This is a genomic window from Ramlibacter sp. AN1015 (genome assembly GCF_037726105.1).
In the GTDB taxonomy this organism is placed as follows: domain Bacteria; phylum Pseudomonadota; class Gammaproteobacteria; order Burkholderiales; family Burkholderiaceae_C; genus Ramlibacter.
This window is the reverse complement of record NZ_JBBJUM010000002.1, coordinates 265,289-279,174: the sequence shown is the minus strand read 5'-3', so window position 1 is coordinate 279,174 and position 13,886 is coordinate 265,289. Positions and strand designations below refer to the sequence as shown.

Annotated in this window: 13 protein-coding genes and 1 pseudogene; 9 read left to right on the top strand and 5 right to left on the bottom strand. The window is 71.2% G+C overall.

The window, feature by feature from the left end:
- Positions 1 to 10 precede the first annotated feature (10 nt).
- The 8 genes from clsB to WG922_RS04035 all read left to right on the top strand — a co-directional run bounded on the left by clsB (position 11) and on the right by WG922_RS04035 (position 7,435).
- Positions 11 to 1,210: a cardiolipin synthase ClsB gene (gene clsB / locus WG922_RS04070; RefSeq protein WP_340280868.1), complete on the top strand. Its 1,200-nt coding sequence runs from the start codon at positions 11 to 13 to the stop codon at positions 1,208 to 1,210.
- A complete protein-coding gene (locus tag WG922_RS04065; protein ID WP_340280867.1) occupies positions 1,207 to 2,238 on the top strand; it encodes a ligase-associated DNA damage response exonuclease in 1,032 nt (343 codons plus the stop codon). The genes clsB and WG922_RS04065 overlap by 4 nt, the downstream gene beginning before the upstream one ends.
- Positions 2,235 to 2,717: a DUF2269 family protein gene (locus tag WG922_RS04060; protein ID WP_340280866.1), complete on the top strand. Its 483-nt coding sequence runs from the start codon at positions 2,235 to 2,237 to the stop codon at positions 2,715 to 2,717. The genes WG922_RS04065 and WG922_RS04060 overlap by 4 nt, the downstream gene beginning before the upstream one ends.
- Entirely contained in the window at positions 2,714 to 4,420 is a 1,707-nt protein-coding gene (locus tag WG922_RS04055; protein WP_340280865.1) for an ATP-dependent DNA ligase, read from the top strand. Before WG922_RS04060 ends, WG922_RS04055 begins: the two co-directional genes overlap by 4 nt.
- A 142-nt stretch (positions 4,421 to 4,562) precedes the next feature.
- Positions 4,563 to 5,285, top strand: coding sequence for a GTP cyclohydrolase I (gene folE, locus WG922_RS04050; protein WP_340280864.1), 723 nt, complete (start codon positions 4,563 to 4,565; stop codon positions 5,283 to 5,285).
- A 12-nt stretch (positions 5,286 to 5,297) separates the two neighbouring features.
- Positions 5,298 to 5,720 carry a BLUF domain-containing protein gene (locus WG922_RS04045; protein ID WP_340280862.1) on the top strand — a complete coding sequence of 141 codons (423 nt, stop codon included), beginning with the start codon at positions 5,298 to 5,300 and terminating at the stop codon, positions 5,718 to 5,720.
- 12 nt (positions 5,721 to 5,732) lie between these two features.
- A complete protein-coding gene (locus tag WG922_RS04040; RefSeq protein WP_340280861.1) occupies positions 5,733 to 6,614 on the top strand; it encodes a DMT family transporter in 882 nt (293 codons plus the stop codon).
- Positions 6,611 to 7,435: a DUF429 domain-containing protein gene (locus WG922_RS04035; protein ID WP_340280860.1), complete on the top strand. Its 825-nt coding sequence runs from the start codon at positions 6,611 to 6,613 to the stop codon at positions 7,433 to 7,435. Before WG922_RS04040 ends, WG922_RS04035 begins: the two co-directional genes overlap by 4 nt.
- A gap of 119 nt (positions 7,436 to 7,554) precedes the next feature.
- On the opposite strand, the gene WG922_RS04030 is transcribed toward WG922_RS04035, so the two are convergent.
- The 5 genes and pseudogenes from WG922_RS04030 to WG922_RS04010 form a co-directional block, all read right to left on the bottom strand.
- The gene (locus WG922_RS04030) at positions 7,555 to 9,267 is read right to left on the bottom strand and encodes a SulP family inorganic anion transporter (RefSeq protein WP_340280859.1); all 1,713 of its coding nucleotides are present in this window, start codon (positions 9,265 to 9,267) and stop codon (positions 7,555 to 7,557) included.
- A 373-nt stretch (positions 9,268 to 9,640) separates the two neighbouring features.
- A complete protein-coding gene (locus tag WG922_RS04025; RefSeq protein ID WP_340280858.1) occupies positions 9,641 to 10,978 on the bottom strand; it encodes a sulfatase family protein in 1,338 nt (445 codons plus the stop codon).
- Positions 10,975 to 11,961 carry a Bug family tripartite tricarboxylate transporter substrate binding protein gene (locus WG922_RS04020; protein ID WP_340280857.1) on the bottom strand — a complete coding sequence of 329 codons (987 nt, stop codon included), beginning with the start codon at positions 11,959 to 11,961 and terminating at the stop codon, positions 10,975 to 10,977. Before WG922_RS04020 ends, WG922_RS04025 begins: the two co-directional genes overlap by 4 nt.
- Positions 11,962 to 12,016: 55 nt before the next feature.
- Positions 12,017 to 12,157 (bottom strand): annotated as a pseudogene (locus tag WG922_RS04015) (ABC transporter substrate-binding protein); the annotation flags it as partial.
- A gap of 46 nt (positions 12,158 to 12,203) precedes the next feature.
- On the bottom strand, positions 12,204 to 13,163 hold the full coding sequence (locus WG922_RS04010; RefSeq protein WP_340280856.1) for a Bug family tripartite tricarboxylate transporter substrate binding protein: 960 nt from the start codon (positions 13,161 to 13,163) through the stop codon (positions 12,204 to 12,206).
- A gap of 90 nt (positions 13,164 to 13,253) precedes the next feature.
- Between WG922_RS04010 and WG922_RS04005 the strand changes: the two genes are divergently transcribed.
- Positions 13,254 to 13,787, top strand: coding sequence for a MarR family winged helix-turn-helix transcriptional regulator (locus tag WG922_RS04005; protein ID WP_340280855.1), 534 nt, complete (start codon positions 13,254 to 13,256; stop codon positions 13,785 to 13,787).
- Positions 13,788 to 13,886: the final 99 nt, after the last annotated feature.

The window sequence follows — 13,886 nt, the reverse complement described above, 5'->3', positions numbered from 1 at the left end:
CGCGCAGGACATGCCGCTACGCCTGCCGCCCCTGCGACCCGGCCACGGCCTGCAACTGCTGGAGGGCAGCGCCGAGCTTTTTCCGGCACTGGTCGCGGACATCGACGCGGCCGCGCACGAGGTCTGGCTGGAGACCTACATCCTCGACTTCGGCGGCGCGAGCGCCGAGGTGGCGTGGGCGCTCGAGCGTGCCGCCCGCCGCGGCGTCTCCGTGCGGATCGCGGTCGATGGCTTCGGCACGCCGATGCTTCCTGCATCCTGGCGCGAGCGCTTCGACCAGGCCGGCGTGCAGTGGGAGGTGTACGCGCCGGTGGGCAGCCTGGGGGTGGTCTGGCCGGGCAGCTGGCGCAGGCTGCACCGCAAGCTGTGCGTCGTCGATGGGCATGCTGCCTACTGCGGGGGCATCAACCTGCTGGACGACCTGCTCGACCCCAACCACGGCCGGCTCGACTACCCGCGGCTGGACTTCGCGGTGCGCGTGAGCGGCCCGATCGTGGCGGACGTGCGCGAGGCGATGGCGGTGTTGTGGCAGCGCATGCGCGCCGTGCACCGGCTCGACCCGCACGCGCTCGCCGAAGCGCTGAGGCCGCTGCCGCGCGGCGCCTCGACGGCCGCGGCGCCCGGCGCGTCAGCGGCGCGCGCCGCGCTGCTGCTGCGCGACAACCTGCGCCATCGGCGCCAGATCGAGAAGTCGTACCTGCGCGCCATCGGCCGCGCGCAGCAGGAAATCATCATCGCCAACGCCTACTTCGTTCCCGGCGGGCGGCTGCGCCGGGCGCTGATGCGCGCGGCGCGGCGCGGGGTGCGGGTGATGCTGCTGCTGCAGGGGCGCTACGAGTACTTCATGCAGTACTACGCCTCGCGGCCGGTCTACGACGCCCTGCTCAAGGCCGGTGTCGAGATCCACGAATACGAAGCGAGCTTCCTGCACGCCAAGGTGGCCGTCTTCGACGGCCGGGTGGCCACCGTGGGCTCGTCCAACCTCGACCCGCTCAGCCTGCTGCTCGCGCGCGAGGCCAACGTGATCGTCGATGACCCCGAGTTCGGGGAGCTGCTGCGCCGCCGCCTGCTGCACGCCATCGAGCATCACGGACGTGTGATGGATGCGGCGCAGTATGCGAGCCGCCCCTGGCGCGAGCGCGCGCTCGAATGGCTCGCGCTGGCAGTCATGCGGGTTGCACTGGCCGTGCAGGGAAAGAAATACCTGTGAGCGCGGCCGACGACCTGGTCGTGCAGCGGCCCGAGGGCCTCTACTGCCCGGCGGGCGATTTCTTCATCGACCCCTGGCGCCCGGTGGACCGCGCCGTCATCACCCACGCCCACGCCGACCACGCCCGCGTGGGGCACGGCCACTACCTCGCCGCCGCGCCGGCAGAAGGCGTGCTGCGCGCGCGGCTCGGTGCGTCGCTGGCGCTGACGCCGCTGATGTACGGCGAGCGCATCGTGCACCACGGTGTCACGCTGTCGCTGCATCCCGCCGGGCACGTGCTGGGCTCGGCGCAGGTGCGGCTGGAGCACGGTGGCCAGGTGTGGGTGGCGAGCGGCGACTACAAGGTCGCGCCCGACCCCACCTGCGCGCCGTTCGAGCCGGTGCGCTGCGACGTCTTCATCACCGAATCCACCTTCGGCCTGCCGATCTACCGCTGGCCCAGCGACGCCGAGCTGTTCGCCGACATCAACGCCTGGTGGGCCGCCAATGCCGATGCGGGCCGCGCCAGCGTGCTGGCGTGCTACAGCTTCGGCAAGGCCCAGCGCATCCTGGCCGGCGTCGATCCGGCCATCGGCGCCATCGTCGTGCACGGCGCGGTGGAGCCGCTGAACCGCGCCTACCGCGAGGCCGGCGTGCCGCTGCCGCCCACCCGCCTGGTCAGCGAGATAGCGGACCGCGCCGAGCTGCGGCGGGCGCTGGTGCTGTGCCCGCCCAGCGCAGTTGCGAGTACCTGGCTGCGCCGCTTCGGCGACAGCAGCACGGCCTTTGCAAGCGGCTGGATGCAGCTGCGCGGCGCGCGCCGGCGCGGCGGATACGACCGCGGCTTCGTGCTCTCCGACCACGCCGACTGGCCCGGCCTCATGGCCGCCATCGCGGCCACCGGCGCGCAGCGGGTCATCGTCACCCACGGCAGCGTCGCGCCGATGGTGCGCCACCTCGGCGAGCAGGGCCTGCAGGCCCAGGCCTTCGAGACCGAATACGGCGACGACCGCATCGAAGCCGACCTGCCACCCCCGGAGACTTCGTGACCACCTACCTCGCGCTCAAATACCTCCACCTCGTGGGCGCGGCCGTGCTGTTCGGCACCGGCATGGGCATCGCGTTCTTCGCCTGGTTCGGCTATCGCAGCGCCATGCGCGAGGACAACCTGGGGCTGCTGCGCGGCGTGCTGTCCCTGACCGTCACCGCCGACACGGTGTTTACCGCCACCGCGGCGGCGCTGCAGCCGGTCACCGGGCTGCTGCTGTGGCAGATGTCCGGCGGCAGCTGGACCAGCCCGTGGCTGGCCTGGGTCTTCGGCGTCTACGTCTTCGTGGGGGTGTGCTGGCTGCCGGTGGTGGCGCTGCAGATCCGCCTGCGCAACGCGGCGCGCGCGGCGCCGTCCATCGCCGCGCTCGATGCGCGCTTCCACCGCTGGTTTCGCATCTGGTTCGCGCTCGGCTGGCCGGCCTTCGCCGGGGTGCTGGTGCTGTTCGCACTGATGCTGGGGCGCGGCTGGTTTCTATGAGGCTGTTCGCCCGGCTCTACGCCGAACTCGACGCCACCACCTCCACCAGCGCCAAGGTGGCGGCGCTGCAGCGCTACTTCGGCGAGGCGGCGCCGCGCGACGCTGCGTGGGCCGTGTACTTCCTCGCGGGTGGCAAGCCGCGGCAGGTGGCGCCCATGGCGACGCTGGCCGCCCTGGCCTGCGAGGAGGCCGGCATCGCGCCCTGGCTCTTCGACGAGAGCTACCAGGCGGTGGGCGACCTGGCAGAGACCATCGCCCATGTGCTGCCGCCCGGGCAGCTGGTGTCCACGCTCGGCCTGGCCGACTGGGTGGAGGAGCGCCTGCTGCCGCTGCGCGGCCTGCCACCTGCGGAGATCGCCACGCGGGTGCGCGGCTACTGGGCCGAGCTGGACTGGCAGGGCCGCTTCCTGTTCACCAAGCTGGTTGGCGGAGGGTTCCGCGTCGGCGTGAGCCGGCTGCTGGTGCAGCGCGCGCTGGCCGCGCACGGCGGGCTGGACGCCAAGCTGGTGGCCCAGCGCATGATGGGCTACACCGACGCCAAGCGCATGCCCTCGGCCGATCGGCTGCTCGCCCTGCTGGCGCCGGAGGGCAGCGTGGGCGAGGGCTCCGAGGCGGACCTCGGACAGCCCTACCCCTTTTTCCTCGCGCACCCGCTGGACGCGCCGGTGGAGGTCTTTCACGACCGGCTCGGGCCGCCGCACGACTGGCAAGTCGAGTGGAAGTACGACGGCATCCGTGGGCAGGTGGTCAAGCGCGCCGGCGCCGTGTGGATCTGGTCGCGCGGCGAGGAGCTGGTGACCGACCGCTTCCCGGAAATCGTGGCCCTGGCGCAGCCGCTGCCCGACGGCACCGTGCTCGACGGCGAGATCATGGCCTGGCGCCCCGGCGAGCCGCAGCCCGCGCCCTTCGCCCTGCTGCAGCAGCGTATCGGCCGCAAGACCGTGGGCCGCAAGGTGCTCGCCGACGCGCCGGTCACCTTCATGGCCTACGACCTGCTGGAAGAAGGCGGCGCCGATCTGCGCTCGCTGCCGCAGCAGCAGCGCCGCGCGCGGCTGGAGGCGCTGCTGGAGGGCCGGCCGATCAAGCTCTCGCCGGTGGAGCACGCCGGCTCCTGGCACGAGCTGGCCGAGCGGCGGCTGCAGTCGCGCGCGCGCAATGTCGAGGGCTTCATGCTCAAGCGGCGCGACGCGGCCTACGGCACCGGGCGCACCAAGGCCGAGGGTTTGTGGTGGAAATGGAAGATCGAGCCGATGACCATCGACTGCGTACTGGTCTACGCGCAGGCGGGACACGGCCGCCGCGCCTCGGTCTACACCGACTACACCTTCGCCGTCTGGAACCGGGCGCCGGCCAGCCGCGAAGAGGCCGAGGCCGTCGTCGAGGCGATCGCCCGGCGCGAACCGCCCATCGAAGGCGGCCTGCAACTGGTGGCGTTCGCCAAGGCCTTCTCCGGCCTCACCGACGAGGAGTTCCGGCGCGTCGATGCGCTGATCCGCCGCAGCACCGTGGAGAAATTCGGCCCCGTGCGCAGCGTGCGGCCGTCGCTGGTGTTCGAGCTGGGCTTCGAAGGCATCAACCGCAGCCCCCGCCACAAGAGCGGCATCGCCGTGCGCTTCCCCCGCATGCTGCGCATCCGCGACGACAAGCCGCTGCACGAGGCGAACACGCTGCAGGATCTGGAGGCGCTGCTGGGGGGGGCGTGAGCTGGACGCCGGCTGTTTCTGCGGATGTAGAACCATGGTGTTCGGGTGCCCGCACGATCCCCTCAGGTGGGCGAGCGGCCCCGGTGCTGCTGACCCCGCGCAGCGCCCGCCTAAAGGGCCCGGTGTTAGCATCCTTCTGCCCATGAAAGCTGAACCGACCCCCTCCACCCTCGCGCATCCGGCGGACGAAGGCACGCCCGTGTCGGTCAAGATCCGTGAGCGCATCCGGGCGGCGCGCAAGCGTTTCCATGCCAACGACAACATCGCCGATTTCGTGCAGCCGGGCGAGCTCGAGGCGCTGCTTGATGAGGTCGAGGTGAAGATGCAGGGCGTGCTCGACAGCCTGGTGATCGACACGGCCAGTGACCACAACACCAGCGACACCGCGCGGCGCGTCGCCAAGCTGTACCTCAACGAGGTGTTCCGGGGCCGCTACGTGAAGGCGCCGGGCATCACCGAATTCCCCAATGCCGAGCACCTCAACGAGCTGATGATCGTGGGGCCGCTCACCGTGCGCTCGGCCTGCAGCCACCACTTCTGCCCGGTGATCGGCAAGGTCTGGATCGGCGTCATGCCCAACGAGCACACCAACGTGATCGGGCTGTCCAAGTACGCGCGCCTGGCCGAGTGGGTGATGGGCCGTCCGCAGATCCAGGAAGAGGCCGTGGTGCAGCTGGCCGACCTGATCATGGAAAAGACGCAACCCGATGGCCTGGCCATCGTGATGGAGGCCACGCACTACTGCATGGCCTGGCGCGGGGTGAAGGACATGAACAGCCGCATGATCAATTCGGTCATGCGCGGCTCGTTCCTCAAGGATCCGGCGCTGCGCCGCGAATTCCTTGCGCTCATCCCCAAGGACTAGGAAACCGTCGCCATGCTGGTGCGCCTTCTCTATTGCAGCCGCGCGGTCGATCCCAGCCCCGAGGTGATCGAGTCCATCCTCGCCCAGGCGCGCTCGCACAACCCGGTCAGCGGCATCACCGGCATCCTCTGCTACGGCGGCGGTATCTTCCTGCAGGCCATCGAAGGCGGGCGCCAGCCGGTGTCCGACCTGTTCGGCCACATCCAGAGCGATCCGCGCCACAAGGACGTGGCCTTGCTGCACTTCGAGGAAATCACCGAACGCCGCTTCAGCGGCTGGGCCATGGGCCAGGTGAACACCACCCGCATCAACCACTCGGTGCTGCTGAAGTACTCGGAAAAGCCCGAGCTCGATCCCTACGCCGTCTCCGGGCGTGTCTCGCTCGCCCTGCTCGAAGACCTGATGGCCGCGGCCGCCATCTGCGGCCGCGCCTGAGGCACTCGGGCGGTGCCCGCCAGCTCGCTCGCGCTGGTCGTCCTCGCGGGTCTCATCCACGCCAGCTGGAACATCGCCGCCAAGAAAGCGGGTGGCGACGCGCGCTTCGCGCTGCTCACCGGAATCGTCCTGGCGGTGGGCTGGGCGCCCGTGGGGCTGTGGCTGGCGGTGCAGCACGTGCCGCACTGGGGCCGCACCGAGGTGCTGGTGGTGCTGGCCAGCGCGGTGCTGCACGCGGTGTACTACCTCACCCTGCTGCGCGGCTACCGCAAGGCCGACCTCACCGTGGTCTACCCGCTCGCGCGCGGCAGCGGCCCGCTGCTGTCGTCGGCCTGCGCGATCGTGCTGTTCGGTGAACACCTGTCGCCCGCCGGGGCACTCGGCATCGCGGGGGTCGTGGCCGGTGTGTTCCTGATCGCGGGCGGCCCGCGCCTGCTGCGGCGCGCGCAGGACCCTGCCGCCGGCGACCGCATCCGAAAGGGCGTGGCCTACGGCCTGGCCACGGGTGCGTTCATCGCCGGCTACACCGTGGTGGACGCCTACGCCGTCAAGGTGGTGCTGATCTCGCCACTGCTGCTCGAGTACGCAGTGAACGTGACGCGCCTGGTGCTCATGGCGCCGACGGCGATCGGCAATGGCGCGGGGCTCGCCGAGGCCTGGCGCACGCAGCGCAAGTACATCGTCTTCGTCGGGCTGGTGAGTCCCATCTCCTACGTCCTGGTGCTCTATGCGATGCAGGTCGCGCCGCTGTCGCACGTCGCGCCCGCGCGCGAGGTGTCGATGCTGTTCGCCGCGCTGCTCGGGGGGCACCTGCTCAACGAGGGCGACCGCGGCCTGCGGCTGCTCGGCGCGGGGTGCATCGCGGCCGGCGTGATGGCATTGGCAATGGCGTGACGCAGGACGCACCGACCCTGGTGGGCTGCGACTTCTCGAGCAGCCCGAGCCGTCGAAAGCCGGTGGTGCTCGCGTTCGGGCGCGTGGTGGCAGGCACGGTGGTGCTGCAGCGGCTCGCGAGTCTGCCCACGCTGCAGGAGTTCGGCGCCTGGCTGCGGGAGCCGGGGCCCTGGGTCGGCGGCTTCGATTTTCCGTTCGGGTTGCCGCGCGAGCTGGTCGAGCACCTGGGCTGGCCGCGCACCTGGCGCGCCTGCATGGCGCACTACACCAGCCTCACGCGGCCGCAGATCCGCGAGACCTTCGCGGCCTTCTGCGCGGCCCGCCCGCCCGGGGGCAAGTTCGCGCACCGCGCCTTCGACAGGCTCGCCGGCTCCAGCCCGTCGATGAAGTGGGTGAACCCGCCGGTGGCGTGGATGCTGCACGCGGCCGTGCCCCTGGTGCTGGAGGCCGGGGTGGACATTCCCGGCCTGCACGCCGGCGACCCGCAGCGCGTCGCGCTGGAGGCCTACCCCGGGCTGCTCGCGCGCGAGCTGATCGGGCGGCGCAGCTACAAGAGCGACGACACCGCCCGCCAGACGCCCGAGCGCCTGATCGCCCGCAAGGACCTGCTGGGGGCGCTGGAGACCGGGCGCACCCGGCTGGGCCTGCGCCTGAAGCTTACGCACGCACAGCGCGACGCGCTGATCGACGACGCCTCGGGAGATCGGCTGGATGCCGTGCTGTGCATGGTGCAGGCGGGCTGGGCCGCGCTGCAGGGGCCGCCTGCCTGGGGCCTGCCGCCCGGGCTCGATCCGCTGGAGGGCTGGATCGTCACGGCCTGAGCCGCATGGAGCGGGTTGGGCGCGTGGCGCCGGCTCCGCCGGTCGCATCCGGCCGCGCGCAGCCGGGCAAGTACGGCCGGATGCGAGCTGTCCGTCGCGCGCGACAAGGTCGATGGAGCTCAGCTGCCTCGCCCCTCGGAGTTGAAGTTGGAGTTGGCGCTGGAGTCCCGCTGCTGCGGCGCGGCGAGGGCGGCGATGGCTTCGGGGTCGGTGCGATGCAGGCGCAGCAGGGGCCCGTCGTCCAGCTCACCCGCCCGCCGGAGCATCCGTTCCACTGGCAGCTTCAGCCCGCTGACGTGCAGCGTGATGCCCCGGCTGGCGAGGAAGCGGCGCAGCTGGCCGAACACCTCGACGCCGGTCGCGTCGATGCGGTTGATCGGCTGCGCGAAGAGGCACAGGTGGCGCACCTCGGGATGGGTCGCCACATGCTCCATCACCTGCCGCTCCAGGGCGCTGGCCGAGGCGAAATCGAGCTCGTCGTCCATGCGCAGCCCGTAGGTGTCCGCAGCGAGCGGGGCGAGCTTCCAGCGGTGACGGTCGCGCAGGCTGCCGTCGGGGTGCAGTCCCACCTCGACGATGCGCGGGTGCAGCCGGTGGTGCAGGAAATGCACCAGCCCCAGCACCACGCCGGTGAGCACGCCCCAGTAGATGCGCGGCGCGGACAGCAGCGTGACCACGAAGGTCGCCGCGGCGATGCCCGCCTCGATGCGCTGCAACCGCCACAGCGCGACGAACATGCGCGGCTTGAGCAGGCCGACCACGGCGGCCATCACCACGGCCGCCAGGACGGGGGCCGGCACGTAATACAGCGCCGGCGTGAGGAACATCAGCACCAGCAGCACCAGGCCGGTGGCGAACACCGTCGCCCAGCCCGTGCGGGCTCCGGCGTAGAGCGTGATGGCCGATCGCGAGAACGAGGTGCTGACGGGGAACGCGCCCGAGAAGGCGGCGGTGAGCTTGCCCATGCCCTGTCCGATCAGGTCCTGGCTCGCGTCCCACCGGCGGCCTTCGCGCTGGCTCTCGATCTTGGCGCTGGCCGCCATCTCCAGCGAGCTGACCAGGGTGATCACCAGCGCGGGTGCCAGCAGGGCCAGGAACTGCTCCCAGGCCAGCAGTCCCGGCACGTAGAGAGACGGAAAGCCCGCCGGCAGCGCGCCCAGCACGGCGCCACGCCGGTCGAACCCGGTGGCGGCGCTCACGATCGCGGTGAACGCAAGCACGACCAGCACCATCGGCAGTCGGGGCAGCCAGCGCTTGCCGAGCTCGAAGGCCGCGAGGCTGCCGACGCCGTACGCCAGGCTCTCCCACGGCAGGCGCGGCGGTGGCACCCGCAGCAGCGCCGCCAGCGAGCCCTCCTGCAGCCCGAGCAGAGCCGGCAGCTGCGACATGATGATCAGCACCGCGGCGGCCTGACTGAAGCCCGCCAGCACCGGGGCGCTCACCAGGTTCAGCATCCACGAGGCGCCACTCGCGCCCACGGCCAGCTGCAGCACGCCCGACAACAGCGCAAGCCAGACCGCCAGCGCCACCCATTGCGCGCTGCCCGGCTCGGCCAGGCCCACCAGCGACGCCCCCACCAGCACGGCGCTGAGCGCGGAGGGGCCGACGGACAGGCGCGTCGAACGGCTGAACAGCACCGCGGCCAGCGCGGGAAGGAAGGTGGCGTACAGCCCGGTGACCAGCGGCATGCCGGCCAGGCCGGCGTAGGCCACCGACTGCGGAATCATCACCACCGCCACCGTGAGCGCCGCGGCAAGCTCGCCGCGCAAGAGGGCCGCATCGGGGCGCGGCCAGTCGAGGAAAGGAAACCAGCGGCGCGGCAGCAGAGACATATCGCAAGGAGCTTATCCGAGCATGCCAGGAGGCCCGGCCGCGGAGTGCGGGCACCGGCTCGTCTCGGCGCCGGGAGGGAGCGCTGCGTATGCCACGCGACGCGCCCAGGCAGCGCTGGGACGAGCGCGGGAAAGCGCGGCATGCGCACGAGCCGCAAGGTCGGTGCATCGCCTCGACGCAGCTTCGATGCGCACCGCGTCGTCCACCGAAGCGCTGCGCCGATGCACAGAGTACGAACAGCGCCTCGGTGACCGGCGTTCGATCGTTCCCGCCGGTGGGGTCAGTTCGATGCCGTGCCGGATCCGTTCCGTGCCACGGCAAGCGCGGGAGCGTGTCGAGCCGCCGCCGTCGGCGGCCAGCCCCGCCGGGCGCTCAGCGCTGCGGCATGTCCTTGGCGCCGTAACCGAGGCTGATCGTCGCGTCGGTAGGGATGGCCGGCATGCTGGCGTTCCAGCTCTCCCAGGCTTCGCGCATGCGCACCAGGCGCTGCGGGTCGCGGCCGGCCTGGTTCGCACGCTCGCGCTCGTCGGCCGGGATGTTGAACAGGTAGTCGTGGCCGTCCACGCGCAGGTACTTCCAGTCGCCGTCGCGGGTGGCGCGCTGGCCCCGGTGGTTCATGCGCCAGTGCATGGGCCGCGCGAACTCGGCGCCGTCCTGCTGCAGCACCGGCAGCAGCGACACGCCGTCGAGCGGGTACGCCGCATCGGCCTGTGCGCCGCCGGCCTCGACCATGGTGGCCGACCAGTCCATGCTCATGCAGTGCTGCGCGGAGATGCGGCCCGGGCGGATGACGGCCGGCCAGTGCGCGATCCAGGGCACGCGGATGCCGCCTTCGGTGAGGTCCATCTTGCCGCCCACCAGCGGCCAGTTGTCCGAGAAGCGCTCGCCGCCGTTGTCGCTGGTGAAGACGATCAGCGTGTTGTCCAGCTGGCCGTTGCGCCGCAGGGCCTCGACGATCCAGCCGATGCCTTCGTCCATGTGGTGGATCATGCGGCGGTAGGTGTGGATGTTGCCGCCGTGCAGGTGGAACAGGTTGTCGCGCACCCCGGGTGCCACCGCGGCGTCGTCGCGCGTTTCCCATGGCCAGTGCGGCGCGGTGTAGTGCAGGCTCAGCAGGAAAGGCGCCTCTTGCTGCGCCATGCGATCGACGTAATCGACCGCGCGGCGCGAGAGCAGGTCGGTGAGGTAGCCCTCTTCCTTCTTCTCTTCCTCGCCGAACCACAGGTCGTGCTCGCCGGTGCTGGAGCAGTGGGTGAAGTAGTCCACCCCGCCGGCCATGGGGCCGAAGAACTCCTCGTAGCCCGAGCGCAGCGGACCGAAGGTGGGCGGGTAGCCCAGGTGCCACTTGCCGATGAGGGCCGTGCGGTAACCCGCCGCCTTCAGCAGCGAGGGCATGGTGGGCTGGTCGGTGGGAAGGCCGAGCGTGGTGCTCAGGCGCGCACGGCTGTTGATCGGCTCTTCGGCCGCGCCGCGCAGTCGGTACTGGTAGCGTGCCGTCATGATGGCGAAGCGCGTGGGCGAGCACACCGGAGAGTTCGAGTAGCCCTGCGTGAAGCGCAGGCCGTCGGCGGCAAGGCGGTCGAGCACCGGAGATACGGGCCCGAACTCGGCCTCGCGGCCGCCGTAGCAGCCCAGGTCGGCGAAGCCCAGGTCGTCGGCGACGATGTAGATCAGGTTGGGGCGTTGCCCCGAAGCAGTGGCGGCGCTCATTCGACTTTCATTCCCGTCGCGGTGATGACCTTGCCATAGCGCTCACGCAGATCCGACAGGCGCTTCGCGGCCTCGGCGCCGGTCTGGCCTTCGGCGTGCATGTCCAGGGCCTTCAGGCGCTCGCGCATGGCCGGCATGTTCAGCGTCTCCACCATGGCCTTCTCCAGGGCCTGCACCACCGGCGCGGGCGTCGCGGCCGGCACCATGGCCATGTAGAGCACCTCCTGCTCGAGCTGCGGCAGGCCGGCCTGTCCCACGGTGGGGATGTCCGGCGCGAGCGCGGAGCGCTGGCGGCTGGTCACCGCCAGCGGCGTGACCTTGCCGGCCTTCACGTGCGGCAGCATGCCGGGCGTCGCGAGCACGCCGCCATCGACCTCGCCGGACAGCACCGCGGTCACCGCCGGCGCGTTGCCTTTGTAGGGGATGTGGTTGATCTTCATGCCGGTCGCGTCGGTGGCCATCGCGGCCGCGAGGTGGCCCGGGCTGCCCGGACCGGCGGAGCTGAAGTTCACGGTCTTGGCCTTGGCGCCCTGCACCAGGTCGTTCATGGTCTTGAAGCCGGTCTGCGGGTGCACGCCAACCAGCAGTCCGGACGAGGACATGATCATCACGGGCTTGAGGTCGGACGGGCTGAATGCCATCGACTTGTAGATGTGCGGGTTCACCGTCACCGTGGAGTCGATGGTGAAGAGCACGGTGTGCCCATCGGCGGCGGCCTTGGCGCCGGCATCGGCGCCGATGTTGCCGCCGGCGCCCGGCTTGTTCTCCACCACGAAGGGCTGGCCCAGCTGCTTTTGCAGCGACTCGCCCATCGCCCGCGCGAGGATGTCGAGCGGGCCGCCGGGCGGGAAGTTGACGACCAGGCGCACCGGCTTGGTGGGCCAGGCAGGGGAGGGCGCCTGGGCGAAGGCGCCGCCCGCGGCGAGGGCGAGGCCGGCGGCAGTCAGCACGGCGCGCCGGGAAAGCGAAAGCGAAGTGTTCATCGGGTGCCTCGAAGGGTTTGCAGGTGAAAAAGGGGCGCCCCGGGCGCGAGCTGCCTCAGGGCTGATAGCCGGACTTCTGCACTACCGGCGCCCACTGCGCGCGATACGCATCGAGCATGGCGCGGGTCTGCGCCTGGGTGGCGGCGACGGGCGTCATCTTGGCGTCGTTGAAGCGCCGCACCGTGTCCGGATCGCGCGCATTGCGTCGTTGCATGGTGAGCGTGCGCAGGCAGGGAGGAAAACTAATCGAGCTGGATGCCGGTGGCCTTGATCGGCTTTTCCCAGCGGGCCAGGTCCTTGCGCTGTTCCGCGGCGAGTTCGGCGGAGGTGGAGCCCACGGTTTCGTAGCCCAGCTTCTGCATGCGCTCGCGCATGGCCGGCGTCTTCATCGCCGCCGACACCGCACGCTCCAGGCGCGCGAGGGTCGCAGGCGGCAGGCCGGCGGGCGCATACATGGCGAACCAGGCGCTCGCCTCCATGTCCACGCCCGCCTCCTTGAGCGTGGGCACCTCGGGCACCTGCGGGTCGCGCTGCGATCCGGTCACGGCGATGATGCGCACCTTGCCGCTGCGGTGCAGCTCCGCGGTCTCGGAAACCACGTCGAACTTGTAGCCGACGTGGCCGGCGACCAGCGCGTTGTTGGCTGGGCCACCGCCCTGGAACGGCACGTGCAGGAAGGGCGCGCCGGTGCTCTGTTCCATCAGCACGCCCATGAAGTGGGGCAGGGTGCCCTGGCCCGGCGAGCCGTAGGTGACGCCCTTGGGGTCGGCCTTGGCCTGCGCGAGCATCTCGCCGACGGTCTTCACGTTGCTTGCCGGTCCGGAGACCACGCCGAACTGGAAGCGCGCGAGCAGCGACACCGGGGTGAAATCCTTCACCGGGTCGTAGTCGAGCTTCTTGTAGACGTGCGGGAACAGCACCATCGGGCCGCTCGGCAGGATGATCACGGTCTGGCCGTCGGGCTTGGCGGCCTTGGTCGCTGCCAGCGCGATGCGACCGCCCGCACCCGGCTTGTTCTCCACCACGATGGGGTTGAAGTCGTCGCGCAGGGCTTCGCCCATGAGGCGGGCGATCTGGTCGGCCGAGCCGCCGGGCGGGAAGCCCACCAGGATCTTGAGCGGCGACTTGTCCTGCGCCAGTGCCGGCGGGGTCAACACGGCGGCGAGTGCGAGGGCGGCGATGAATCGAATGCGTGCGCGCATGGGTTTGTCTCCTGCTTGTTCGAGGTGTGCGACCCACTCTAGCCGCACGACAATCGATTGATCAAATCAACCATCCGCAGGACAAACCCTATGCCCGCACCTGCCGGGGCTTCGCGCCTGAGCAATCCCGAAACGCTCGACGACCTGCTGCTCTATCGGCTGGGGCGGCTCACGGCCACGGCCGGCAGCATGGTGATCAGGCTGTGCGAGGGGCGCTACGGGATCACCCGTCGCGAATGGCGGGTGCTGGCCCTGCTGGGGCAGATCGACGGGCTGCTGTCGTCCGAGCTCGCCGACCGCATCCGGCTCGACCGTGCCCGCACCTCGCGCGCCATCACGTCGCTGGTGGCCAAGCAGTTGGTCAGCCGCATGCCGGGCGAAGCCGACCGGCGCCAGGCCCGGCTGTCGCTGACGCCGGCCGGGCGCGCACTGGTCGCGGAGCTCATGCCCGCCGTGCGCGACATCAACCGCGAGATCCTTGCGGTGCTGCCGCAAGCGGACGTGGCGCGGCTGGACGCCATGCTGTCGCGGCTGCAGGAGCGCTCGGCGCAGCTCGCGGCGCAGGCCCTGCTGCCCAAGGCCGACCGGCGGCGGGGCGGGCGGGCCCGGCCGCTGCTCGATTAGCGCTTCGCCGACGCCATGCCTGCGGTGCGGCGCGGGCTGTTCTGGGTGGTGTCCTACGAACCGGCGGGTCGGCCACCACTGCCTGCCGTCGATCGCGGC